General features: G+C 57.9%; 21 protein-coding genes and 3 tRNA genes. 21 read left to right on the plus strand and 3 right to left on the minus strand.

Annotation, left to right across the window (positions count from 1 at the left end; all coding sequences use genetic code 11):
- Positions 1-77 precede the first annotated feature (77 nt).
- From carB to ACA049_RS04035, 3 genes are read left to right on the plus strand one after another with little or no spacing between them, the layout of a single operon-like run.
- The gene (carB, locus tag ACA049_RS04025; RefSeq protein ID WP_497333328.1) at positions 78-3,299 is read left to right on the plus strand and encodes a carbamoyl-phosphate synthase large subunit; all 3,222 of its coding nucleotides are present in this window, start codon (positions 78-80) and stop codon (positions 3,297-3,299) included.
- Positions 3,296-3,772 carry a transcription elongation factor GreA gene (greA, locus tag ACA049_RS04030; protein WP_497333330.1) on the plus strand — a complete coding sequence of 159 codons (477 nt, stop codon included), beginning with the start codon at positions 3,296-3,298 and terminating at the stop codon, positions 3,770-3,772. Before carB ends, greA begins: the two co-directional genes overlap by 4 nt.
- Positions 3,773-3,800: 28 nt before the next feature.
- The gene (locus tag ACA049_RS04035; RefSeq protein WP_497333332.1) at positions 3,801-4,205 is read left to right on the plus strand and encodes an MFS transporter; all 405 of its coding nucleotides are present in this window, start codon (positions 3,801-3,803) and stop codon (positions 4,203-4,205) included.
- Between the two features lie 9 nt (positions 4,206-4,214).
- On the opposite strand, the gene ACA049_RS04040 is transcribed toward ACA049_RS04035, so the two are convergent.
- Positions 4,215-4,523, minus strand: coding sequence for a YhbY family RNA-binding protein (locus ACA049_RS04040; RefSeq protein ID WP_008057408.1), 309 nt, complete (start codon positions 4,521-4,523; stop codon positions 4,215-4,217).
- Positions 4,524-4,628: 105 nt separating this feature from the next.
- Between ACA049_RS04040 and rlmE the strand changes: the two genes are divergently transcribed.
- The 16 genes from rlmE to ACA049_RS04120 all read left to right on the plus strand — a co-directional run bounded on the left by rlmE (position 4,629) and on the right by ACA049_RS04120 (position 20,135).
- Complete coding sequence (gene rlmE / locus ACA049_RS04045) at positions 4,629-5,258, plus strand: 23S rRNA (uridine(2552)-2'-O)-methyltransferase RlmE (protein WP_008005470.1); 630 nt, start codon at positions 4,629-4,631, stop codon at positions 5,256-5,258.
- Between the two features lie 202 nt (positions 5,259-5,460).
- Complete coding sequence (ftsH, locus tag ACA049_RS04050) at positions 5,461-7,374, plus strand: ATP-dependent zinc metalloprotease FtsH (protein ID WP_219096604.1); 1,914 nt, start codon at positions 5,461-5,463, stop codon at positions 7,372-7,374.
- Positions 7,375-7,382: 8 nt separating this feature from the next.
- Entirely contained in the window at positions 7,383-8,234 is an 852-nt protein-coding gene (gene folP / locus ACA049_RS04055; protein WP_497333334.1) for a dihydropteroate synthase, read from the plus strand.
- Positions 8,235-8,250: 16 nt separating this feature from the next.
- Complete coding sequence (gene glmM / locus ACA049_RS04060) at positions 8,251-9,588, plus strand: phosphoglucosamine mutase (RefSeq protein ID WP_497333336.1); 1,338 nt, start codon at positions 8,251-8,253, stop codon at positions 9,586-9,588.
- A gap of 66 nt (positions 9,589-9,654) precedes the next feature.
- Complete coding sequence (gene tpiA / locus ACA049_RS04065; RefSeq protein WP_497333338.1) at positions 9,655-10,410, plus strand: triose-phosphate isomerase; 756 nt, start codon at positions 9,655-9,657, stop codon at positions 10,408-10,410.
- Between the two features lie 4 nt (positions 10,411-10,414).
- The gene (gene secG / locus ACA049_RS04070; protein ID WP_017336473.1) at positions 10,415-10,798 is read left to right on the plus strand and encodes a preprotein translocase subunit SecG; all 384 of its coding nucleotides are present in this window, start codon (positions 10,415-10,417) and stop codon (positions 10,796-10,798) included.
- A gap of 22 nt (positions 10,799-10,820) precedes the next feature.
- Positions 10,821-10,906 (plus strand) — tRNA-Leu (locus tag ACA049_RS04075).
- Positions 10,907-11,002: 96 nt separating this feature from the next.
- Positions 11,003-11,079: transfer RNA gene (locus ACA049_RS04080), tRNA-Met, on the plus strand.
- A gap of 138 nt (positions 11,080-11,217) precedes the next feature.
- Entirely contained in the window at positions 11,218-11,676 is a 459-nt protein-coding gene (gene rimP / locus ACA049_RS04085) for a ribosome maturation factor RimP (protein WP_010463487.1), read from the plus strand.
- A gap of 47 nt (positions 11,677-11,723) precedes the next feature.
- The gene (gene nusA / locus ACA049_RS04090; RefSeq protein ID WP_008024459.1) at positions 11,724-13,205 is read left to right on the plus strand and encodes a transcription termination factor NusA; all 1,482 of its coding nucleotides are present in this window, start codon (positions 11,724-11,726) and stop codon (positions 13,203-13,205) included.
- Between the two features lie 27 nt (positions 13,206-13,232).
- Positions 13,233-15,764, plus strand: coding sequence for a translation initiation factor IF-2 (infB, locus tag ACA049_RS04095; RefSeq protein ID WP_497333340.1), 2,532 nt, complete (start codon positions 13,233-13,235; stop codon positions 15,762-15,764).
- A 159-nt stretch (positions 15,765-15,923) separates the two neighbouring features.
- A complete protein-coding gene (gene rbfA, locus ACA049_RS04100) occupies positions 15,924-16,325 on the plus strand; it encodes a 30S ribosome-binding factor RbfA (protein ID WP_007942872.1) in 402 nt (133 codons plus the stop codon).
- Positions 16,326-16,328: 3 nt separating this feature from the next.
- On the plus strand, positions 16,329-17,246 hold the full coding sequence (truB, locus tag ACA049_RS04105) for a tRNA pseudouridine(55) synthase TruB (protein WP_497333342.1): 918 nt from the start codon (positions 16,329-16,331) through the stop codon (positions 17,244-17,246).
- A gap of 115 nt (positions 17,247-17,361) precedes the next feature.
- Positions 17,362-17,631 carry a 30S ribosomal protein S15 gene (gene rpsO, locus ACA049_RS04110; protein ID WP_003176135.1) on the plus strand — a complete coding sequence of 90 codons (270 nt, stop codon included), beginning with the start codon at positions 17,362-17,364 and terminating at the stop codon, positions 17,629-17,631.
- Between the two features lie 195 nt (positions 17,632-17,826).
- Positions 17,827-19,932, plus strand: a complete 2,106-nt coding sequence (gene pnp / locus ACA049_RS04115) for a polyribonucleotide nucleotidyltransferase (protein ID WP_007942868.1) — start codon at positions 17,827-17,829, stop codon at positions 19,930-19,932.
- Positions 19,933-20,059: 127 nt separating this feature from the next.
- A tRNA-Thr gene (locus tag ACA049_RS04120) sits at positions 20,060-20,135 on the plus strand.
- Positions 20,136-20,143: 8 nt separating this feature from the next.
- Here the strand turns inward: ACA049_RS04120 and ACA049_RS04125 are convergent.
- Entirely contained in the window at positions 20,144-21,052 is a 909-nt protein-coding gene (locus ACA049_RS04125) for a hypothetical protein (protein ID WP_497333344.1), read from the minus strand.
- Positions 21,053-21,366: 314 nt separating this feature from the next.
- Between ACA049_RS04125 and ACA049_RS04130 the strand changes: the two genes are divergently transcribed.
- Complete coding sequence (locus tag ACA049_RS04130; protein ID WP_140664060.1) at positions 21,367-21,672, plus strand: DUF6388 family protein; 306 nt, start codon at positions 21,367-21,369, stop codon at positions 21,670-21,672.
- A gap of 126 nt (positions 21,673-21,798) precedes the next feature.
- Here the strand turns inward: ACA049_RS04130 and nadC are convergent, their stop codons facing one another.
- A complete protein-coding gene (gene nadC, locus ACA049_RS04135) occupies positions 21,799-22,647 on the minus strand; it encodes a carboxylating nicotinate-nucleotide diphosphorylase (RefSeq protein ID WP_497333346.1) in 849 nt (282 codons plus the stop codon).
- A 285-nt stretch (positions 22,648-22,932) separates the two neighbouring features.
- On the opposite strand from nadC, the gene ACA049_RS04140 reads away from it, so the two are divergent.
- Positions 22,933-25,140, plus strand: coding sequence for a DUF1631 domain-containing protein (locus ACA049_RS04140; protein ID WP_497333348.1), 2,208 nt, complete (start codon positions 22,933-22,935; stop codon positions 25,138-25,140).
- The last annotated feature ends 17 nt before the right edge of the window (positions 25,141-25,157 follow it).

A 25,157-nucleotide genomic window follows, 5' to 3' on the forward strand; every position in this document is an offset into this window, starting at 1 on the left:
CCGGTGGCCCCCCTCAAGGCTTCACAGATTGAACAAGACGGCTTGCCGACTGACCTGCGGATTTGAGTGACAAACCCATGCCAAAACGTACAGACATAAAAAGCATCCTGATTCTCGGCGCTGGCCCGATCGTGATCGGCCAGGCCTGCGAATTCGACTACTCCGGCGCCCAGGCCTGCAAAGCCCTGCGCGAGGAGGGTTACCGCGTCATCCTGGTGAACTCCAACCCGGCGACCATCATGACCGACCCGGACATGGCCGACGCCACCTACATCGAGCCGATCAAGTGGCAGACCGTTGCCAAGATCATCGAGAAAGAGCGTCCGGACGCGCTGCTGCCAACCATGGGTGGCCAGACCGCTCTGAACTGCGCACTGGATCTGGAGCGCGAAGGCGTTCTGGAGAAGTTCGGCGTAGAGATGATCGGCGCCAACGCTGACACCATCGACAAGGCCGAAGACCGTTCGCGCTTCGACAAGGCGATGAAATCCATCGGCCTGGACTGCCCGCGTTCGGGTATCGCCCACAGCATGGAAGAGGCCAACGTGGTCCTCGAGAAGCTTGGCTTCCCGTGCATCATCCGCCCGTCCTTCACCATGGGCGGCACCGGTGGCGGTATCGCTTACAACCGTGAAGAGTTCGAAGAAATCTGCGCCCGTGGTCTGGATCTGTCTCCGACCAAAGAGCTGCTGATCGACGAATCCCTGATCGGCTGGAAAGAATACGAGATGGAGGTTGTCCGCGATAAGAAAGACAACTGCATCATCGTCTGCTCCATTGAAAACTTTGACCCGATGGGCGTGCACACCGGTGACTCGATCACCGTTGCTCCGGCACAGACCCTGACGGACAAGGAATACCAGATCATGCGTAACGCCTCCCTGGCGGTACTGCGCGAGATCGGCGTGGAAACCGGCGGCTCCAACGTCCAGTTCGGCATCTGCCCGGACACTGGCCGCATGGTAGTCATCGAGATGAACCCGCGGGTATCCCGGTCTTCGGCACTGGCCTCGAAAGCCACTGGTTTCCCGATTGCGCGCATCGCCGCCAAGCTGGCGATCGGCTACACCCTCGACGAACTCTCGAACGAAATCACCGGCGGCGCTACGCCTGCGTCCTTCGAGCCGTCCATCGACTACGTCGTGACCAAGCTGCCACGTTTCGCCTTCGAGAAATTCCCGAAAGCCGACGCACGCCTGACCACTCAAATGAAGTCGGTCGGTGAAGTCATGGCCATCGGCCGGACCTTCCAGGAATCCCTGCAGAAAGCCCTGCGCGGCCTGGAAGTGGGCGTTTGCGGCCTGGACGAGAAGCTCGATCTGAGCAACCCGGAAAGCATGAGCATCCTCAAGCGCGAACTGACCGTGCCGGGTGCCGAGCGTATCTGGTACGTGGCTGATGCCTTCCGCGCCGGTCTGTCGGTCGAAGACATCTTCGGCATGAACATGATCGACCCGTGGTTCCTTGTGCAGATCGAAGACCTGATCAAGGACGAAGAGAAGGTCAAGACCCTGGGTCTGGCCAGCATCGACCGCGACCTGATGTTCAAGCTCAAGCGCAAAGGCTTCTCCGACATGCGTCTGGCCAAGCTGCTGGGCGTGACTGAGAAGGCTCTGCGTCGCCACCGTCACAAGCTCGAGATCTTCCCGGTCTACAAGCGCGTTGACACCTGCGCGGCCGAGTTCGCCACCGACACCGCCTACATGTACTCGACTTACGAGGAAGAGTGCGAAGCAGCGCCGTCGGGCCGCGACAAGATCATGATCCTCGGCGGCGGTCCTAACCGTATCGGCCAGGGCATCGAGTTCGACTACTGCTGCGTACACGCCGCGCTGGCCCTGCGCGAAGACGGTTACGAGACCATCATGGTCAACTGCAACCCGGAAACCGTGTCCACCGATTACGACACCTCTGATCGCCTGTACTTCGAACCAGTGACCCTGGAAGACGTGCTGGAGATCTGCCGAGTCGAGAAGCCAAAAGGCGTGATCGTCCAGTACGGCGGCCAGACCCCGCTGAAACTGGCGCGTGCCCTGGAAGAAGCCGGCGTGCCGATCATCGGCACCAGCCCTGACGCCATCGACCGTGCCGAAGACCGTGAGCGCTTCCAGCAGATGGTTGAGCGCCTGAACCTGCGTCAGCCGCCAAACGCCACCGTGCGCAGCGAAGACGAAGCGATTCGTGCCGCCGCCAAGATCGGTTACCCGCTTGTGGTTCGTCCGTCCTACGTACTGGGCGGCCGCGCGATGGAAATCGTCTACGAAGAAGAAGAACTCAAGCGCTACCTGCGTGACGCGGTGAAAGTGTCCAACGACAGCCCGGTGCTGCTCGACCACTTCCTCAACTGCGCCATCGAAATGGACGTGGATGCAGTTTGCGATGGCACTGACGTGGTGATCGGCGCAATCATGCAGCACATCGAGCAGGCCGGCGTTCACTCCGGTGACTCCGCATGCTCCCTGCCGCCGTACTCGCTGCCAGCGCACATCCAGGACGAGATGCGCGAACAGGTCAAGAAAATGGCCCTGGAACTGGGCGTTATCGGCCTGATGAACGTTCAGTTGGCGCTGCAAGGCGAAGACATCTACGTCATTGAAGTCAACCCGCGCGCTTCCCGTACCGTACCGTTCGTGTCCAAGTGCATCGGTGTTTCCCTGGCAATGATCGCGGCTCGCGTCATGGCCGGTAAAACCCTGAAAGAAATCGGCTTCACCAAAGAAATCATTCCGAACTTCTACAGCGTGAAAGAGGCGGTGTTCCCATTCGCCAAATTCCCTGGCGTGGACCCGATCCTGGGCCCAGAGATGAAGTCCACCGGTGAAGTGATGGGCGTGGGCGACACCTTCGGCGAAGCGTTCGCCAAGGCGCAGATGGGCGCTAGCGAAGTGCTGCCGACTGGCGGCACCGCGTTCATCAGCGTGCGTGACGACGACAAGCCACTGGTTGCAGGCGTGGCCCGTGATCTGATCAACTTGGGCTTTGAAGTGGTTGCCACTGCCGGGACTGCCAAGCTGATCGAAGCCGCAGGCCTGAAAGTGCGCCGTGTGAACAAGGTGACTGAAGGTCGTCCGCACGTGGTCGACATGATCAAGAATGACGAAGTCACTCTGATCATCAACACCACCGAAGGTCGTCAGTCGATCGCCGACTCGTACTCCATTCGTCGTAATGCCTTGCAGCACAAGATCTACTGCACCACTACCATTGCTGCTGGCGAAGCCATCTGCGAAGCGCTGAAGTTCGGTCCCGAGAAGACCGTACGCCGCTTGCAGGATCTACACGCAGGATTGAAGGCATGATCAAGTACCCGATGACCGTCCAGGGCGCTAAAGCCCTGGAAGAAGAACACGCTCACCTGACCAAGGTCGTCCGTCCGAAGCTCAGCCAGGACATCGGCACGGCCCGCGAGTTGGGCGACCTGAAGGAAAACGCCGAATACCACGCTGCTCGTGAGCAGCAGGGGATGGTCGAGGCGCGGATTCGTGACATCGAGGGCCGGATTCAGAATCAGGTCATCATCGACGTCACGACCATTCCTCACACCGGCAAAGTGATTTTCGGCACCACCGTTGAAATCGCCAACGTCGAGACGGACGATCGCGTCACGTACCACATCGTGGGTGAGGATGAGGCTGACTTCAAACTCGGCAAGATTTCGGTCGGCTCACCACTGGCCCGCGCCTTGATCGCCAAGGAAGAGGGTGACGTGGTTGCTGTGAAAACGCCGAGTGGCGTTATCGAGTACGAGATTGTCGAAGTCCGCCACATCTGAAAGAAGGCGCCCGCTCCGTGCGGGCGCCATGCTTTGGCAACTGGCTCAGATGTTGTGGGTTGGCGGCCTGTGGCTGTTACATATCGGCCTGCTGCCGGTGCTGGGCCAGATTGGCCTGGCGCCGCTGCTGATCGACGAAATTGCAGGCGTGCTGAATGCGCTGATGGTGGGATTCGCCACAGCGTGTGTGATTTTTCAGGCTTTGGTGCTGATTCAGGCCGAGGGCCTTGCCAGTCTATGGCGCGATATTCGCGGGCAAATGCTGCTGATGGCGTTGTATGCGTGCGGGATGTTCTTCGCGGTGCGCGTCGGTTGGCCGGATGCCGTGCGTTGGCAGGTGTTCAGCTATCTTGTTCTGGGCTTTTCCGGGCTGGTACTGGTGTTGCAGTCGGTGCCGGGATGGAGCGGCAGGGTGCGCGAAGCACACCCTTGACCCTTGCCATCACTTGAAGCGATGAACGTTCGACAGCTGCTTGTTGACGCTGAAGTTCTTGCGGTAAATCAGTGCCATCTTGCCGATGACCTGAACCAGGTCCGCTTTGCCGACCTTGCACAGTTCTGCAATGTTCGCCAGGCGTGACTCGCGATCGAGGATGTTGAGCTTGATTTTAATCAGCTCGTGATCCGCCAAAGCGCGTTCAAGTTCGGCTAACACACCTTCAGTCAAACCGTTGTCAGCCACAATCAAAACTGGTTTCAGATGGTGGCCAATGGATTTGTACTGTTTCTTCTGCTCTTGAGTGAGCGGCATAATCTGACCCCTGCGTCTGATCTTGTAAAAAGCGGCGGCCAGTTTACCCGAGCGAGTCCGGGACCGCCCAGTTAATCACGACCCGTTTTATTTTCGAGGTGGCCCGTGGCCCGTTCCAAGACAAGCCTTAAATGGCTGCAAAGACATGTCAATGATCCCTATGTGAAGCAGGCGCAGAAGGATGGTTACCGCTCGCGTGCGAGTTACAAGCTTCTGGAGGTCCAGGAGAAATACAAGCTGATCCGTCCGGGTATGAGCGTTGTCGACCTGGGTGCGGCGCCCGGCGGCTGGTCGCAGGTCACTAGTCGGCTGATCGGTGGTCAGGGGCGTCTGATCGCCTCGGACATCCTGGAAATGGACAGCATTCCGGACGTGACCTTCATTCAGGGTGACTTCACGCAGGACGAAGTGCTCGCTCAGATCCTTGAAGCCGTGGGTAATTCGCAGGTGGACCTTGTGATTTCCGATATGGCCCCCAATATGAGTGGTACGCCTGAGGTGGATATGCCAAAAGCCATGTTTCTATGTGAGCTGGCTCTTGATCTGGCGGCTCGGATACTCAAGCCGGGTGGTAATTTCGTGATCAAGGTGTTTCAGGGCGAAGGGTTTGATGCTTACGTGAAGGACGCTCGTCAGAAATTCGACAAGGTCCAGATGATCAAGCCGGACTCTTCCCGTGGCAGTTCTCGCGAGCAATACATGCTGGCTTGGGGCTATCGCGGCCGTAGTGAGTAAATCGGGGTTTTTTGGCGGGGTGATAGGTTTTTCGTATTTCGCCCCGCGTGCATAAACGAATATTGTGTAGAAAGTGTTTCACAAAGGGTTACAGACGGCGCCTGCCAGAGTCGTAGGTAATGTAGTAAGTTAGGCCGGTGAATATCATGCGAAGCGCGCGCCATTAGCGGAGCTTGCTTCAGAGGGTAGTTAATTGAACGATATGGCAAAGAATCTGATCCTGTGGTTGATCATCGCGGCTGTCCTGGTGACAGTGATGAACAACTTCTCCAGCCCTAATGAGCCGCAGACCCTCAACTATTCCGACTTCATCCAGCAGGTCAAGGATGGCAAGGTCGAGCGCGTAGCGGTTGACGGCTACGTGATTACCGGCAAACGCAACGATGGCGACAGCTTCAAGACCATTCGTCCTGCCATCCAGGACAACGGTCTGATCGGCGACCTCGTGGACAACCACGTTGTGGTCGAAGGCAAGCAGCCTGAGCAGCAAAGCATCTGGACTCAACTCCTGGTCGCAAGCTTCCCGATCCTCGTGATCATCGCCGTGTTCATGTTCTTCATGCGGCAGATGCAGGGTGGTGCAGGCGGCAAGGGCGGGCCGATGAGCTTCGGCAAGAGCAAGGCGCGCCTGCTCTCCGAAGATCAGGTGAAAACCACCTTGGGTGACGTTGCCGGTTGCGACGAAGCCAAGGAAGAAGTGGGTGAGCTGGTCGAGTTCCTGCGCGATCCGGGCAAGTTCCAGCGCCTGGGCGGTCGCATTCCACGCGGCGTGCTGATGGTAGGTCCTCCGGGTACCGGTAAAACCTTGCTGGCCAAGGCGATTGCCGGCGAAGCAAAAGTCCCGTTCTTCACCATTTCCGGTTCCGATTTCGTCGAGATGTTCGTCGGTGTTGGTGCCAGCCGTGTTCGCGACATGTTCGAACAGGCCAAGAAACACGCACCCTGCATCATCTTCATCGATGAAATCGACGCCGTCGGTCGCCACCGTGGCGCCGGCATGGGTGGCGGTCACGACGAGCGCGAGCAGACACTCAACCAATTGCTGGTTGAGATGGATGGCTTCGAAATGAATGACGGCATCATCGTCATCGCCGCCACCAACCGTCCGGACGTACTGGACCCTGCGTTGCTGCGTCCGGGCCGTTTCGACCGTCAGGTTGTGGTCGGTCTGCCGGATATTCGTGGTCGTGAACAGATTCTCAAGGTTCACATGCGCAAAGTGCCAATGGGTGACGACGTCGCTCCTGCAGTGATCGCACGTGGTACCCCTGGTTTCTCCGGTGCCGACCTGGCTAACCTGGTGAACGAAGCGTCGTTGTTCGCTGCCCGTACCGGCAAGCGCATCGTCGAAATGAAAGAGTTCGAGCTGGCGAAAGACAAGATCATGATGGGCGCTGAGCGCAAGTCCATGGTCATGTCCGAGAAAGAGAAGCAGAACACCGCTTATCACGAAGCAGGTCACGCCATCGTCGGTCGTGTCGTGCCAGAGCACGATCCGGTCTACAAAGTTTCGATCATCCCGCGCGGTCGTGCGCTGGGTGTGACCATGTTCCTGCCGGAAGAAGATCGCTACAGCCTGTCCAAGCGTGCACTGATCAGCCAGATCTGCTCGCTGTACGGCGGCCGTATCGCTGAAGAAATGACCCTGGGCTTCGACGGTGTTACAACCGGCGCGTCCAACGACATCATGCGTGCCAGCCAGATTGCGCGGAACATGGTGACCAAGTGGGGCCTTTCGGAAAAACTCGGTCCGTTGATGTATGCCGAAGAAGAGGGCGAAGTGTTCCTCGGTCGCGGCGGCGGTGGTCAGAGTGCAAGCTTCTCCGGTGAGACAGCCAAGCTGATCGACTCCGAAGTGCGCAGCATCATTGACCAGTGCTACGGCACGGCCAAGCAGATCCTTACGGACAACCGCGACAAGCTCGACGCCATGGCTGATGCCTTGATGAAGTACGAGACGATCGATGCCGATCAGATCGATGACATCATGGCCGGTCGTACCCCTCGCGAACCACGCGACTGGTCAGGCGGCGGCACCGGTACTTCCGGAACACCTCCGGTGGTCCAGGATGAGCGTCCGGAAACACCGATCGGCGGTCCGGCTGCTGACGTATAAGGTTTGAAATGACTTCTGTTCAGTCCTCGACCCGGTTGCCTTGCGGCAACCGGGTTCTTGATTTGGCCCAGACGCATGTCATGGGCATTCTCAATGTCACTCCCGATTCCTTTTCTGACGGCGGCCGATACAGCCAGCTCGACGCGGCCCTGTGTCACGCCGAGTCGATGGTTGCGGCGGGCGCGACGCTGATCGATGTCGGTGGCGAATCGACGCGGCCTGGCGCAAGGGCGGTGTCGCCTCTTGAAGAGCTGGAGCGCGTAGCGCCAATCGTTGAGCGCATCAATCGCGAGCTGGATGTGATTATTTCGGTCGATACGTCCACTCCGGCAGTCATGCGCGAAACCGCGCGGCTCGGGGCGGGATTGATCAATGATGTGCGCTCGCTACGTCGAGATGGAGCCCTGGATGCGGCGGCGGCCACTGGATTGCCGGTGTGTCTGATGCATATGCTCGGCGAGCCGGGTGACATGCAGGATAATCCTCACTATGAAAACGTGACCAAAGAGGTCGGCGAGTTTCTCGCTGAGCGCATGGCCCAATGTGCGTTGGTGGGCATTCCGGCCGAGCGGATTATTCTTGATCCGGGCTTTGGATTCGCGAAAACCTTGCAGCACAATCTAAGCTTATTCAAACATATGGAAGCCCTGCATGCCTTGGGGCGGCCCCTGTTAGTCGGGGTTTCGCGAAAGAGCATGATAGGTCAGGCCTTGAATCGCCCGGTTGGAGAACGCCTGTTTGGCGGTCTGGCACTCGCGGCGCTGGCTTCGGCCAACGGGGCGCGTATATTGCGCGTCCATGATGTCGCCGAAACAGTAGACGTGGTGCGGATGATCGCCGCAGTGGAATCAGCCGAATAAGAATGATGGAGCACTTATGAGCAAAAAATACTTTGGCACCGACGGTATTCGTGGTCGGGTCGGCGAATACCCGATTACTCCTGATTTCATGCTCAAGCTTGGTTGGGCGGCAGGCATGGCGTTCCGCAAAATGGGCGCCTGCAAGGTGCTGGTCGGCAAGGACACCCGGATTTCCGGTTACATGTTCGAGTCTGCGCTCGAGGCCGGTCTGACGTCGGCAGGTGCTGACGTGATGCTGTTGGGCCCGATGCCGACCCCGGCGATTGCCTACCTGACACGTACCTTCCATGCTGAAGCCGGTATCGTGATCAGTGCCTCTCACAATCCTCACGATGACAACGGCATCAAGTTCTTCTCCGGAAAGGGCACCAAGCTGCCGGATGAAGTCGAGCTGATGATCGAAGAGTTGCTCGACACCCCGATGACCGTGGTTGAGTCGAGCAAGATCGGCAAAGTGTCGCGAATCAATGACGCTTCTGGCCGCTATATTGAATTCTGCAAAAGCAGCGTGCCGACCGGTACCAACTTCGCTGGTCTGAAGATTGTGATCGACTGCGCTCACGGCGCGACCTACAAGGTTGCGCCCAGCGTATTCCGCGAGCTGGGTGCCGAGGTCGTTGTGCTTTCCGCTCAGCCTAACGGCCTGAATATCAATGACAATTGTGGTTCGACCCATATGGGCCAATTGCAGGCTGCCGTATTGGCCGAGCACGCGGATCTGGGTATTGCCTTCGACGGTGACGGCGATCGCGTCTTGATGGTCGACCATACTGGCGCCATCGTTGATGGTGACGAGCTGCTGTACATCATTGCCCGCGATCTGCATGAGCGCGACAAGCTGCAAGGCGGTGTGGTCGGTACGTTGATGAGTAACCTCGGGCTGGAACTGGCCCTGGCGGATCTGTCGATTCCTTTTGTGCGTGCCAACGTTGGCGATCGATATGTGATCGCAGAACTGCTGGAGCGCAACTGGTTGGTAGGCGGTGAGAACTCGGGTCATATCGTCTGCTTCAATCACACCACCACGGGTGATGCGATCATCGCTGCATTGCAGGTGCTGATGGCGCTGAAGACTCGTTCCGAAGGTCTGGCTCAAGCCCGACAGGCCCTGCGCAAGTGCCCTCAGGTGTTGATCAATGTCCGGTTCGGCGGGGGTGCCAGTCCGCTCGATCATCCAGCGGTCAAGGAAGCCAGCGCCCGTGTCACCGAGGCTATGGCGGGTCGTGGTCGCGTGCTGTTGCGCAAGTCCGGGACGGAGCCTTTGGTGCGGGTGATGGTTGAAGGCGAGGACGAAACACAGGTTCGCGGTTACGCCGAAGAGCTGGCAAAACTGGTTACTGAAGTTTCTGCCTGAATTCGGCTTGCCAGCCATGATTGTGTTGGGTAACATCTGCGCCCACTTTGACCGACGAGGTACAGCATGCGTCGCCCTATGGTAGCTGGTAACTGGAAGATGCACGGTACCCGCGCCAGCGTCGCTGAGCTGATCAATGGCCTGCGTGATATGGCCTTGCCGAGCGGTGTTGATGTAGCGGTATTCCCGTCTTTCTTGCATATCAATCAAGTGATTGATGGTCTGGAAGGCAAGTCGATCAAGGTCGGCGCGCAGAACGCTGCGGTGGAATCCAAGCAAGGTGCATTGACCGGTGAGATTGCGTCGAGTCAGTTGGCCGATGAAGGTTGTTCGCTGCTGCTCGTCGGGCATTCCGAGCGGCGCCAGATCATCGGCGAGAATGATGAAACACTCATTCGCAAGTTCGCAGCGGCACAGGCATGTGGCTTGATTCCGGTGTTGTGCATAGGGGAAACCCTTGAGCAGCGCGAAGCCGGGAAAACTCTTGAGGTTGTCGGGCGTCAGCTTGGCAGTATCATAGAGAAGCTGGGTGTCGGTGCCTTTGCAAATGCAGTAATTGCTTACGAGCCGGTCTGGGCCATTGGTACCGGGCTGACTGCTTCACCGCAACAAGCGCAGGATGTGCATGCAGCCATCCGCGCTCAGTTGGCGGCAGAGAATTCTGAAGTCGCACAAGGTGTGCGGCTTCTATACGGCGGCAGCGTGAAGGCGGCCAATGCGGTCGAACTGTTCGGCATGCCGGATATCGATGGGGGGCTCATTGGTGGAGCTTCCCTGAATGCAGATGAGTTCGGTGCGATTTGTCGCGCCGCGGGAAACTGAAAAAATGCTGGAAACAGTCGTAGTCGTTTTTCATCTGCTGGGTGCATTGGGCGTAGTTGCTCTGGTATTGCTGCAGCAGGGTAAAGGTGCGGATGCTGGCGCGTCTTTCGGAGCAGGTGCTTCAAATACTGTGTTCGGAAGCCAAGGTTCCTCTACCTTTCTTAGTAAGTTTACTGCTATACTTGCCGCCGGTTTCTTCATAACCAGCTTAGGGTTAGGTTACTTTGCTAAAGAGAAAGCTCACCAGCTGACTCAAGTAGGTTTGCCAAACCCGGCAGTGTTGGAAGTTCCAAAGCAACAACCGGCTTCTGATGATGTACCGGTGCTTCAAGAGCAAAAGTCGGCTACTCCAGCGACTGACGTGCCTCCAGCTCAAGAGCAAAAGTAAGAAGGGTTTCAAACGTAGTATTGCCGAGGTGGTGGAATTGGTAGACACGCAACCTTGAGGTGGTTGTGCCCATAGGGTGTAGGGGTTCGAGTCCCCTTCTCGGTACCAATTATCAGGAGAGCCCGCTGTTGCGGGCTTTCTTGTAGGTGGAAGGTTACATTGACCCTGTCAGGGATCGGTCGTATACTTCCGCCCCAGCTTTGTCGCGGGGTGGAGCAGTCTGGTAGCTCGTCGGGCTCATAACCCGAAGGTCGTCGGTTCAAATCCGGCCCCCGCAACCAGTTTAAGGAGCCCCTTTTAAGGGGCTTTTTGTTAGCTGGACACTTTCTACGCCGCTGTTCGACGGCGTTTCAAGGATGGGCGTTTCGCCCATTTTTTTATTTTGCATAGCATGCACATACATGCACGAGGGGGTTCAGGTGTCGAGCAAGCTAGAAGAGTTGCAGGCCTTGTTGGCCCCGGTGGTCGTGGCCCTGGGCTATGAATGCTGGGGTATTGAGTTTTCGGCTCAAGGTCGCCACTCAATGTTGCGCGTTTATATTGATAAAGAGGGCGGTGTGCTGGTGGACGATTGTGCCATCGTCAGCCGTCAGATCAGCGGTGTCCTGGATGTTGAAGATCCAATCGCCGTTGAATACACCCTTGAAGTTTCCTCGCCTGGCATGGAACGCCCACTGTTCACTATTGAGCAGTTTGCAAAATTTGCCGGTGAACAAGTGAAGATCAAGCTGCGCTCGCCTTTTGAAGGACGACGCAACTTTCAGGGCCTTCTGCGCGGTGTAGAAGAGCAGGACGTCGTGGTGCAGGTAGAAGACCATGAGTTCCTGTTGCCGATCGATATGATCGACAAGGCCAACATTATTCCCAGTTTTGACTGAGACGCGGATCCCGCGGATCCAATGGCTTGCGAAAGGCGAGGCGTACGATGAGCAAAGAAGTACTGCTGGTTGTTGAGTCGGTATCCAATGAAAAGGGCGTACCGGCAAACGTAATTTTTGAAGCGCTGGAGCTGGCTCTGGCCACTGCTACCAAAAAGCGTTTCGAGGACGAAGTCGATCTGCGTGTGGAAATCAATCGCCACACCGGTGCTTACGAGACATTCCGTCGCTGGACGGTCGTCGAAGAAGCAGACCTGGACGATCCGGCCATCGAAACCTGGCCGAGCAAGGTTGCCGAAACGCATCCTGGCGCTCAGGTCGGTGACGTAGTCGAAGAGAAAATCGAATCCATCGAGTTCGGCCGCATTGCTGCACAGACTGCCAAGCAAGTCATCGTGCAGAAAGTTCGCGAAGCCGAGCGCGCTCAAGTTGTTGACGCCTATCGCGAACGCCTGGGGGAAATCATCTCCGGCACCGTGAAGAAAGTCACCCGCGACAACGTGATCGTCGACCTGGGCAACAACGCTGAAGCGTTGCTGGCTCGTGAAGACATCATCTCTCGCGAAACCTTCCGGGTTGGCGTGCGTCTGCGTGCGCTGCTCAAGGAAATCCGCACCGAGAACCGCGGCCCGCAGCTGATCCTGTCGCGTACCGCGCCGGAAATGCTGATCGAGTTGTTCCGCATCGAAGTGCCGGAAATCGCTGAAGGCCTGATCGAAGTAATGGCTGCGTCCCGTGATCCGGGTTCGCGCGCCAAGATCGCGGTCCGCTCGAAAGACAAACGTATTGACCCGCAAGGCGCTTGCATCGGTATGCGCGGTTCGCGCGTCCAGGCAGTGTCGGGTGAGTTGGGCGGTGAGCGTGTGGACATCGTCCTGTGGGACGACAACCCGGCTCAGTTCGTAATCAACGCCATGTCCCCGGCTGAGGTTGCGGCAATTATCGTTGACGAAGATGCCCATGCAATGGACATCGCCGTTGGCGCAGACAATCTGGCTCAGGCCATCGGTCGCGGTGGTCAGAACGTGCGTCTGGCGAGCCAATTGACTGGCTGGACCCTGAACGTGATGACCGAATCGGACATCCAGGCTAAGCAGCAAGCAGAAACCGGCGACATCCTGCGCAACTTCATCGACGAGCTGGAAGTCGACGAAGACCTTGCACAGGTGCTGGTAGATGAAGGCTTCACCAGCCTGGAAGAGATTGCCTACGTACCGTTGGAAGAAATGCTCAACATCGACGGCTTTGACGAAGAAACCGTCAACGAGCTTCGCGCTCGCGCCAAGGATCGTTTGTTGACCAAAGCCATCGCTACTGAGGAAAAGCTGGCAGACGCCCATCCGGCCGAAGACCTGCTCTCGCTTGAGGGTATGGACAAGGATCTGGCGATGGAACTGGCGGTGCGCGGCGTAATTACCCGCGAAGACCTGGCCGAGCAGTCTATTGACGATCTGCTCGACATCGACGGCATTGACGATGATCGTGCCGGCAAGTTGATCATGGCCGCCCGAGCCCACTGGTTCGAGTAATTAGGCGCGGCCTGAGGAGAGAAGTGCATGACGCAAGTCACGGTGAAACAACTGGCCGATGAGGTCAAAACACCGGTAGAGCGCCTGTTGCAGCAGATGCGTGAGGCAGGTCTGCCGCACACCGCCGCCGAAGAACATGTGACTGACAGTGAGAAGCAATCTTTGCTGACTCACTTGAAAAGCAGCCACAAGGCGAAAGTGGAAGAACCACGCCAGATCACACTGCAGCGTAAAACCACCAGCACCCTGCGTGTTGCTGGCAGCAAAAGCATCAGTGTTGAAGTCCGTAAAAAGAAAGTTTTCGTACAGCGCAGCCCGGAAGAAATCGAAGCCGAGCGCAAACGCGAACTGGACGAACGTCGCGCAGTAGAAAATGCTGCACGTCAGAAGGCTGAAGAAGAAGCCAAGCGTCGCGCCGAAGAAGAAGCGCGTCGCCAGCCTGCTGCTGCGCAATCCGCTACTAACGACGCCGTTGCAGCACCTGCTGCAGTTGCCGAGCCAGTACGCGAAAGCGCACCGGTAGTGGCTGCTGCACCAGCACCGTCTGCCGACGTTCGCAACAAGCAGAACGAACAGCGCCGTCCGGACAAACCACGTGCCGACGATAACAATCGTCGCAGCGGTGGTGGCGATGGCGAGCGTAAAAACGCTCCGCATCGTGCCTCGGTCAAAGAGAAAGCGCCTGCTCCACGCGTTGCCCCACGTACTACCGACGAAGAAAGCGATGGCTTCCGTCGTGGTGGTCGCGGCAAGGCCAAGCTGAAAAAACGCAACGCCCACGGTTTCCAGAGCCCAACCGGCCCTGTCGTGCGTGATGTGCAGATCGGCGAGACCATCACTGTTGGCGATCTCGCCCAGCAGATGTCGGTCAAGGCTGCTGAAATCATCAAGTTCATGTTCAAACTGGGTACTCCAGCGACCATCAACCAGGTGCTTGATCAGGAAACTGCTCAACTGGTAGCCGAAGAACTGGGCCACAAAGTGACCCTGGTCAGCGACACCGCCCTGGAAGATTCCCTGGCCGAGTCCCTGAAGTTTGAAGGTGAGACGTTCTCCCGTGCACCGGTTGTGACCGTAATGGGCCACGTTGACCACGGTAAGACCTCGCTGCTCGACTATATCCGTCGTGCCAAGGTAGCTGCTGGCGAAGCCGGCGGTATCACCCAGCACATCGGTGCGTACCACGTTGAAACCGAACGCGGCATGGTCACCTTCCTCGATACCCCGGGTCACGCCGCGTTTACCGCAATGCGTGCTCGTGGTGCCAAGGCGACTGACATCGTGATCCTGGTCGTTGCAGCGGACGACGGCGTTATGCCGCAGACCATTGAAGCGGTCCAGCACGCCAAGGCTGCCGGTGTTCCACTGGTTGTTGCAGTGAACAAAATCGACAAGCCGGGCGCTGATCTCGATCGCATCCGTAGCGAGCTGTCGGTTCACGGCGTGACTTCGGAAGAGTGGGGCGGCGACACTCCGTTCGTATCGGTTTCGGCGAAAGTCGGTACTGGCGTGGACGAGTTGCTCGAAGCTGTTCTGCTGCAAGCCGAAGTTCTGGAACTGAAGGCAACCCCTTCGGCCCCAGGTCGTGGTGTCGTGGTTGAATCGCGTCTCGACAAAGGTCGTGGCCCGGTTGCTACCGTTCTGGTTCAAGACGGTACCCTGCGCCAAGGCGACATGGTCCTGGTCGGTTCGAACTACGGCCGTGTACGTGCCATGCTCGACGAGAACGGCAAGCCAATCAAAGAAGCCGGTCCTTCCATCCCTGTCGAGATCCTCGGCCTGGACGGTACTCCGGACGCTGGCGACGAGATGAGCGTGCTGTCGGACGAGAAGAAAGCCCGTGAAGTGGCTCTGTTCCGTCAAGGCAAGTTCCGCGAAGTCAAACTGGCCCGTGCTCACGCCGGCAAGCTTGAAAACATCTTCGAGAACATGGGCCAGGCAGAGAAGAAGACGCTTAACATCGTCCTCAAATCTGACGTCCGTGGTTCGCTGGAAGCGTTGAACGGCGCCTTGAACGGCCTGGGTAACGACGAAGTGCAAGTGCGTGTTGTTGGTGGCGGTGTCGGTGGTATCACCGAGTCCGACGCTAACCTGGCACTGGCCTCCAACGCTGTACTGTTCGGCTTCAACGTGCGTGCCGATGCTGGCGCTCGCAAGATCGTCGAGCAGGAAGGTCTGGATATGCGTTACTACAACGTGATCTACGACATCATCGAAGACGTCAAGAAAGCCCTCACCGGTATGCTGGGCAGCGATGTTCGCGAGAACATCCTGGGTACCGCTGAAGTGCGTGACGTGTTCCGTTCGCCGAAGTTTGGCGCGATCGCCGGTTGCATGGTTATCGAAGGTGTTGTTCACCGTAACCGTCCAATCCGTGTACTGCGTGAAGACATCGTTATCTTCGAAGGCGAGCTGGAATCCCTGCGCCGCTTCAAGGATGACGCTTCCGAAGTACGTGCCGGCATGGAATGCGGTATCGGCGTGAAGAGCTACAACGACGTCAAAGTCGGCGACAAGATCGAAGTCTTCGAGAAGGTTCAGGTTGCTCGCAGCCTCTAACTCGCGCACTTCAAGGGCCACGCCAAGCCGCCGCATGCAGATGCGCGGCACAGCGTCAGGACTCTAAACGCAACGCCCGGTCTGGCTTTTGTCAGGCCGGGCGTTTGCCGCTTTCAGACCCCTCGGGTTTCACCGTGGGGCAGTAACAGGTAACAAGACATGGCAAAAGAATACAGCCGTACCCAACGTATCGGCGATCAGATGCAGCGTGAGCTGGCACAGCTGATCCGTCGTGAAGTCAAAGACCCGCGCGTCGGCCTGGTCACCATTACCGCTGTTGAAGTCAGCCGTGACGTCGGTCACGCCAAGATCTTCATCACCGTGATGGGCCAGGACAACGCCGAAGACATCGCGCAAAGCATCAAGGTGCTCAACTCAGCCGCCGGTTTCCTGCGCATGCAGTTGGCTCGTGAAATGAAGTTGCGCAGCGTTCCGCAGTTGCACTTCCACTACGACGAAAGCGTCGTGCGTGGCGCGCACCTGTCGGCCCTGATCGAGCGTGCGGTGGCTGAAGACAATCAGCACCCGGTAGCGGCTGAACCCGAAGACGCCAAGGAGTAATCGGTGGCTCAGGTCAAACGTATCCGTCGTAACGTCAGCGGTATCATCCTGCTCGACAAGCCGTTGGGGTTCACCTCCAACGCCGCGTTGCAGAAGGTTCGCTGGTTGCTGAACGCCGAGAAAGCCGGTCACACCGGCAGTCTCGATCCGCTGGCCACCGGCGTGTTGCCGTTGTGCTTCGGTGAGGCCACCAAGTTTTCGCAATACCTGCTCGATTCCGACAAGGGTTACGAAACCCTGGCGCAACTGGGCAAGACCACCACCACGGCCGATGCCGAAGGTGAGGTTTTGCAGGAGCGCCCGGTGACCGTTGGTCGCGCCGATGTCGAAGCTGTGTTGCCGGGTTTTCGCGGGCAAATCAGTCAGATACCGCCGATGTACTCGGCGCTCAAGCGTGATGGCCAGCCGCTGTACAAGCTGGCGCGTGCAGGCGAAGTAGTGGAGCGCGAACCGCGTTCTGTTACTATTGCGCGCTTGGAATTGCTGGCCTTTGAGGGTGATACTGCGCGGCTTGCGGTGGATTGCAGCAAAGGCACCTATATTCGCACCCTGGTGGAGGATATCGGTGAGCAACTCGGTTGTGGCGCTTACGTGGCTGAATTGCGACGTACCCAGGCCGGGCCTTTCACGCTGGCGCAGACGGTCACGCTTGAAGAGTTGGAAGCAGTACATGCCGAAGGCGGCAACGAAGCGGTCGACCGCTTCCTGATGCCATCGGACAGCGGCCTGCTGGATTGGCCACTGTTGCAGTTCTCGGAGCACAGCTCGTTCTACTGGCTTAACGGCCAACCGGTACGAGCCCCGGATGCACCGAAGTTCGGCATGGTACGGGTACAGGATCACAACGGTCGCTTCATCGGTATCGGTGAAGTGAGCGAAGACGGGCGCATCGCGCCGCGTCGACTGATTCGGTCAGAATGACCGGACGAGGGTGGCTGTCAACAGGCACGGTCACTACTCATTTTTAGATACAGGGATTTGTCCCTGGCCTGTTGAAACCGTCCTCTGGATGGTTTCCTGATAAAAGGATTGCCTCATGGCTCTCGACGTTCAAGAAAAAGCTCAAATCGTAGCTGACTACCAGCAAGCTGTTGGTGACACTGGTTCGCCAGAAGTGCAAGTTGCACTGCTGACCCACAACATCAACAAGCTGCAAGGTCACTTCAAGGCCAACGGTAAAGATCACCACTCCCGTCGTGGTCTGATCCGCATGGTAAACCAGCGCCGTAAGCTGCTGGACTACCTGAAAGGCAAGGATCTGGGCCGTTACCAGGCTCTGATCGGTCGCCTGGGTCTGCGTCGCTAATAAGCGATTGCGCTAGAGGTTGGTTGTTTGCTGTGTGTCAGCGGGTTTCCCGCAGGCACATGGCAGGCTCCCAGCCTCAAGTTTTATCTGGATAGTCGTTTTACCCTGGACAGGCGTTGGGCCGATTCCCGACATTGCCCAAGAATTTCGCAAGAAGACAAGTTCCCCAAGAGCCACAAAAGAAGGTAGGACACCGTGAACCCGGTAATCAAAAAATTCCAGTTCGGTCAGTCGACCGTTACCCTCGAGACTGGCCGTATCGCCCGTCAGGCCTCCGGCGCAGTATTGGTCACCGTTGACGACGACGTCAGCGTATTGGTGACTGTGGTCGGCGCCAAGCAAGCCGATCCAGGCAAGGGCTTCTTCCCTCTGTCCGTTCACTACCAGGAAAAGACTTACGCTGCCGGTAAGATCCCTGGCGGTTTCTTCAAGCGTGAAGGCCGTCCTTCCGAGAAAGAAACCCTGACTTCCCGACTGATCGACCGTCCGATCCGTCCGCTGTTCCCAGAAGGCTTCATGAACGAAGTGCAGGTTGTCTGCACCGTCGTTTCCACCAGCAAGAAGACCGATCCGGACATCGCTGCGATGATCGGTACCTCGGCTGCCCTGGCTATCTCCGGCATTCCTTTCGATGGCCCGATCGGCGCTGCCCGCGTTGCGTTCCACGAAAGCACCGGCTACCTGCTGAACCCGACTTACGAACAACAGAAAGCATCGAGCCTGGACATGGTCGTTGCCGGTACGTCGGAAGCCGTTCTGATGGTTGAATCGGAAGCCAAAGAGCTGACCGAAGACCAGATGCTGGGCGCGGTACTGTTTGCTCACGACGAGTTCCAGGTGGTGATCAACGCCGTCAAAGAACTGGCCGCAGAAGCAGCCAAGCCGACCTGGACCTGGGCTCCACAGCCAGAAGCCACTGCTCTGCTGGGCGCTATCCGTGCCGAGTTCGGCGACGCGATCTCCCAGGCTTACACCATCACCATCAAGGCCGACCGTTACGCTCGCCTGGGTGAGTTGAAGGACCAGGTCGTTGCCAAGCTGTCCGGTGAAGAAGGCCAGCCTTCTTCCAGCGAAGTCAAAGCGGCTTTCGGCGAAATCGAATACCGCACCGTTCGCGAAAACATCGTAAACGGCAAGCCACGTATCGACGGCCGCGACACCAAGACCGTACGTCCGCTGAACATCGAAGTCGGTGTTCTGCCTAAGACTCACGGTTCGGCACTGTTCACCCGTGGCGAAACCCAGGCGCTGGTCGTTGCAACACTGGGCACCGCCCGTGACGCACAGCTGCTGGACACCCTGGAAGGCGAGAAAAAAGACCCGTTCATGCTGCACTACAACTTCCCTCCGTTCTCGGTAGGTGAGTGTGGTCGCATGGGTGGCGCTGGTCGTCGCGAAATCGGTCACGGCCGTCTGGCCCGTCGTTCGATTGCAGCCATGCTGCCTGCTGCCGACGTGTTCCCGTACACCATTCGTGTTGTGTCGGAAATCACCGAGTCCAACGGTTCGAGCTCCATGGCTTCGGTCTGCGGCGCTTCCCTGGCCCTGATGGACGCTGGTGTTCCGATGAAGGCACCGGTTGCCGGTATCGCCATGGGTCTGGTTAAAGAAGGCGAGAAATTCGCCATCCTGACCGACATCCTGGGTGACGAAGACCACTTGGGCGACATGGACTTCAAAGTAGCCGGTACCGCCAAAGGTGTGACCGCGCTGCAGATGGACATCAAGATCAAAGGCATCACCGAAGAGATCATGGAGATCGCTCTGGGCCAAGCCCTGGAAGCGCGCCTGAACATCCTCGGTCAGATGAACCAGATCATTGGCCAGTCGCGTACCGAACTGTCGGAAAACGCTCCGACCATGATCGCGATGAAAATCGACACCGACAAAATCCGTGATGTCATCGGTAAAGGCGGCGCGACCATTCGTGCGATCTGTGAAGAGACCAAGGCTTCGATCGACATCGAAGACGACGGCTCGATCAAGATCTTCGGCGAAACCAAGGAAGCGGCTGAAGCAGCACGTCAACGCGTTCTGGGCATCACCGCAGAAGCTGAAATCGGCAAGATCTACGTTGGTAAGGTTGAGCGCATCGTCGACTTCGGCGCATTCGTCAACATCCTGCCTGGCAAGGACGGTCTGGTTCACATCTCCATGTTGAGCGACGCTCGCGTTGAGAAAGTGACCGACATTCTGAAAGAAGGCCAGGAAGTGGAAGTACTGGTACTGGACGTGGACAACCGCGGCCGTATCAAGCTGTCCATCAAAGACGTAGCAGCGGCCAAGGCTTCGGGCGTTTAATCACCCCGCCTGACCGTTTCAACGTTATAAAAAATGCCCCGCAGTGAAAGCTGCGGGGCATTTTTTTGTCTGTGAAACAGGGTGTGAAGTTGCTGGCTTTCGAACCCGGTGCTAGGTTTAGCCGACCGCCCGTGTAGCTCAGCCGGTAGAGCAGCGCACTCGTAACGCGAAGGTCGCAGGTTCGATTCCTGTCTCGGGCACCATCCCCCTGTTATTTCACCTTTCTGCTCAGATCTTCCACGGTGCGTTTTAGCTGATCCAGTTGATTGTCCTGATCGCTGACTTCCCGCTTAAGGCTGGACAGGTCGCTGGAGCTCGAACTGGAACTCGATCCCGCACTGCGCTTGAGATCGTCCATCTGACTGGCGAGCTTTTTCAGGTTGTTGTCCTGCTCGCTAACCGTACGCTTGAGATCGCTCACTTCGCTGGAGTTAGAGCTTGAGCTGGAACTCGAGCTGCTGCTGCGCTTGAGATCGTCCATCTGACTGGCGAGTTTTTTCAGCCCGTTATCCTGTTCGCTGACCGTACGCTTGAGGTCGCTGACTTCGCTGGAACTGGAGCTGGAACTCGAGGTGCTATTGCGTTTGAGCTCGTCCACGGCCTTGGCGAGGTTTACCAAACCGGTGTTCTGATCACTGACCGTACGTTTGAGGTCGTTAACTTCGCCGGCGTTCGAGCTGGAACTTGAGCCGTTATTGCGTTTGAGTTCGTCCATGGCCTTGGCGAGGTTTTTCAGCGCCGTTTCCTGGTCACTGACGGTGCGCTTGAGTTTGTCCACTTCGCTGGCAGTCGAGCCGGAACCGGACACCGTGTTCTTTTTCAACTCTTCGATGAGCCGCGCCTGTGCACTGACGGTTTTCTTTAGCTCTTCCAGATCTGCCGTATCGGTTTTAACCAGTCTTTGTAATTTTTCCACGTCCTCGATACTGATACCGGATCTGACCATCACGTCTGTGCCGTAATAGTTGTGGAAAACGAGGAATTTATCGGAAGAGTTTGCGCTGTCGGATTTGTACTCCAGACCTGCTTGAGCCGAATCGGGTAATGCCAGGGTGCCGAGAAGAAGGGCGGTCATGCCAGTTGCGGACAGGATGGACGAAAGCTTGGAAAAATTGCGCATCACGGGTTCCTTGTGACGTGCCTAGGTGGCACATCGCTATGACTTTACCTTTTGAACGTTGTTCCTGGGTAGCGAAGGAAAATTTGCAGAAAGCCCGATCAACGGGTTTTTTGTAGATTTGATGTAAAAGTCCATATAAATCGTCGTCCAAACATCCTATATTCGGACGTTGAACACGTACCACTTTGCAGTTTTCAGATGATCCCCGAATGGTTCTGAAGGCCAGACAAACCGGGCTTCAAACGGTTTTTTGCGTCAGAGAGATCCTTGATGATCCAGATCCATCTTCCATTCCCCAGATCAGCGAGAACGCCATGACCGTTAAAGAATTGACTCAAGAAGCCAGACACGAAGAAGCACTGAAAAAGTACTTGCTGGATTCGCCCCAGCTAGCCGACGAGATCAAGGACCTGCCAGCCGACGATCAGAAAGACCAGATCCAGTGGGCGTTCGAGGATGAGGCGGAATCCCAGGGCTTGCAGCCGTGGGAGCTGACGCTCAAGTACACCTCGACTCCTGAAGAGTTCGAGGCTGCGCGCCTGGTGCTGCACAAGGAGGCGGCCGAGGTGTTGGGCGTCGAGTGGGAAGAGTACTGCGAGATGAACAATCTGGTGGTCTGACAAAAACGCCAGCGTAATGTGGGAGCGGGCTTGCTCGCGAATGCGGTGTGTCAGTCGACATTTCTATTGACTGACACACCGCATTCGCGAGCAAGCCCGCTCCCACATTTGCGATGTGTTTTTCGATCAGAGGCTGAGCCGCATCGACAGGTCGACAGCCTTCACATCCTTGGTCATCGCACCAATCGAAATGTAATCCACCCCGGTTTCGGCGATCGGCAGCAGCGTGCTTTCGTTGATACCGCCGCTGGCTTCCAGTTTCGCCTTGCCTGCGTTCAGGCGCACGGCTTCACGCATGTCCTCCAGGCTCAGCTCATCCAGCATGATGATGTCTGCACCCGCCGCCAAGGCTTCCTTGAGCTCATCCAGGCTTTCCACTTCAATCTCGACCGGCTTGCCCGGGGCGATCTTGTGCGCAGCGTTAATGGCCTCAGGAATGCCACCGCTGGCGGCGATGTGGTTTTCCTTGATCAGGAAGGCGTCGTACAGGCCGATGCGGTGGTTGTGGCAACCGCCGCAGGTCACGGCGTATTTCTGCGCCAGACGCAGCCCCGGCAGGGTTTTGCGGGTGTCGAGCAGCTTCACCTGAGTCTCGGCGACAAAATCCGCCAGGTATTGCGCACGCGTGGCCACGCCCGAGAGCAATTGCAGGAAATTCAGTGCGCAGCGTTCGCCCGTCAGCAACGAACGGGCCGGGCCTTCGAGGTGGAACAGCGCTTGATTGGGTTTCACCCGTTCGCCGTCGCTCACCTGCCAATGCACCGCGACCCGTGGATCAAGCTGCCGGAAAACGGCATCGACCCATGCGGTGCCGGCAATGACCGCGGCGTCGCGGGTGATGATGGTGGCTTTGGCCAGGCGTTCAGCCGGGATCAACTGCGCGGTGATGTCGCCGCTGCCGATGTCTTCGAGCAACGCACGGCGCACGTTGGCTTCGATTTCGGCGGTCAAATCGGCGAGACGTAGATTCGGCATAACGGGCTCCACAAACAAAGTGGCCCGATTATAGGGCCATGGTGCGAGGCAACCCAAGGTATCAGCGTTGTTCCTGTTACCCGCAAACCTGCATTTGGTCGATTCCCTTGAGTCATCGGCCCTAAGTCGACGTCTTCCCTATGCGTCTATTTCAGTGTGGAACACAGAGTCTGCTGGCACACGGGGGCTCTTATGCCAGATAATCCGCCTTGCTTTTGACGTCATGGCTTTGACGTGTTCTTGGGTTAACGACTATTCGCAGAATCACCGTTTCAGGAGGCTTGGATGCACAACGACGGGAATGTAGTGCCTTTGCACAAGGCGGCTACCGATCAGGCGACGCAATCGCCGCTCGCCCGCCTGCCGGTGATTCTGCTTCAGGTTCGCGACAAGGCCACTCAACAGCTCAGGCATGGCTTGCAGGAACTGTTTGATAACGCCGACGACACGCTGTTCGAAATGGCCGACCGGGCCCGCAACGATGTCGAGCAGAACCTCTTTTTCGAAGCCATGCGCGACTTGCGACTCAAGCGAAAAAGCATCGAGCGCGGTTTTCTCGAACAATTCTTTGAGGCGTTCGTCAGCCTCTCGCAGTACGACACTACCCAGGTTGCGTTGCCCCAGGCATTGGCGTTCGACGCCGCTGTATTGCCCAATGACGACCTGGAGCGCAGCGTGGCAGTGGAGGCCATGGTCAGTAAGGTGCTGAACCGTGACGGCTTCGCCCTCGACCAGCTGACGGCCCGACTCAGCGCTCTGCTGGGCAAGGCGCTGGACGATCAGCACAACCCGATGGGGCCGGCAAAGCTCTGCGAGTATTTCTTGCAGGCCTGGCGCAACCTGGGGGTGGAGATCAAGGTCAAGCTGATCATCCTCAAGCTGTTCGACCGCTATGTACTCAGCAGCGCTGATCAGCTGTACGCCGAAGCCAATCAACTGCTCATCGCTACCGGCGTGTTGCCTGACCTCAAGCCCGCTCCCATGCGGCGAGCCAGCGATCATGCAGCCGCCAGCGCCCATGCCGAACCGATCGAGGTCGGCGTCCATTCAGGCGAGACGCCGATCGACGACGGCGTGCAGGAAGTCTTTGCCGCGCTCCAGGAGTTACTGCTGCATGTGCGCGGCAGTGTCGCGCCGACCCTCGAAGCCAGTGCCCAGACCCAGCCCATTTCCACCCGCGACCTGTTGCGCCTGCTCTCGCACTTGCAGCAATACGTGCCGGCCCTGGCAACCCAGGACGACTTCGATCTGCGCAACCAGCTCGAACAACTGCTGACCCGGGTCAGCGTCAAAAGCGGCAAGTCGCGCGTGGTCGGTGTGGCTGACGAAGACGTGATCAACCTGATTGCCATGCTCTTCGAATGCATCCTTGATGACCGCAACCTGCCGGACTCGCTCAAGGCGCTGATTGGTCGTTTGCAGATCCCGATGCTCAAGGTCGCGGTACTCGACAAGAGCTTCTTCAGCCGCTCCAGCCACCCCGCCCGGCGCCTGCTCAACGAAATCGCCGCTGCCGCCATGGGCTGGGGCGAGTGCGATGACCACGAGCGCGACAGCCTGTACTTGCGCATCGAGCAAGTGGTGCAGCGCCTGTTGAACGACTTTGTTGACGATCCGGCGATCTTCTCCGAGCTGCTGGCGGATTTTCTCGCTTTCACCAGTGATGAGCGCCGCCGCAGTGAGTTGCTGGAGCAACGCACCCGTGACGCCGAAGAGGGCCGCGCCAGGACCGAACTGGCGCGCCAGCGAGTCGAGCAGGCGCTGAATCAGGCGTTACTGGGCAAAGTGCTGCCGCAAGGTGTGGTGGTCTTCGTCCAGCAAGCCTGGAGCAAAGTGCTGTTGTTGACCTGCCTCAAACACGGTGATGCGTCGGCGCAATGGCATGCCGATGTGCAGACCATGGAGCAATTGATCTGGAGCGTGCAGCGCCATGACGAGCCCGATGCCGGCCTGCGTCTTTTGGCGTTGGTGCCGGGGCTGCTGAAGTCCTTGCGCGACGGGTTGAGCAGCTCGGCATTTGATCCGTTCGCCACCAGTGAGTTTTTCAGTGAGCTGGAAACCTTGCACGTGCAACTGTTCGAGCGTCCGGGCCAGGCGGCTGAACAGCCCGTCGAGCCGCCGGTGATGGTCGAAGTGCTGCAGCACATCGTGCTGCGAACCACCGACGAGGGCCCGGACGATACGGTGTCGGTACGGTTGCCGGCGGACGATGCCGGTTTGCTTCAGGTCGATCAACTGCGTCCCGGCAGCTGGGTCGAGTTTCAGGAAGACGATGAAAACACCCTGCGCTGCAAGCTGGCGGCGATCATCGAAAGTACCGGGAAATACATCTTCGTCGACCGCACCGGAATGAAAGTGCTGGAGCGCAGCCGCACTGGCCTGGCCCTGGAATTTCGCCGTGGCGCGGTACGGGCGCTGGACGACACCTTGCTGTTCGATCGGGCCCTGGAGTCGGTGCTGGGCAATCTGCGGCGTCTCAATCGCGGCAAGTGATCGCGCCCCGAGGGTCT

Source organism: Pseudomonas sp. LBUM1662 (genome assembly GCF_059695915.1).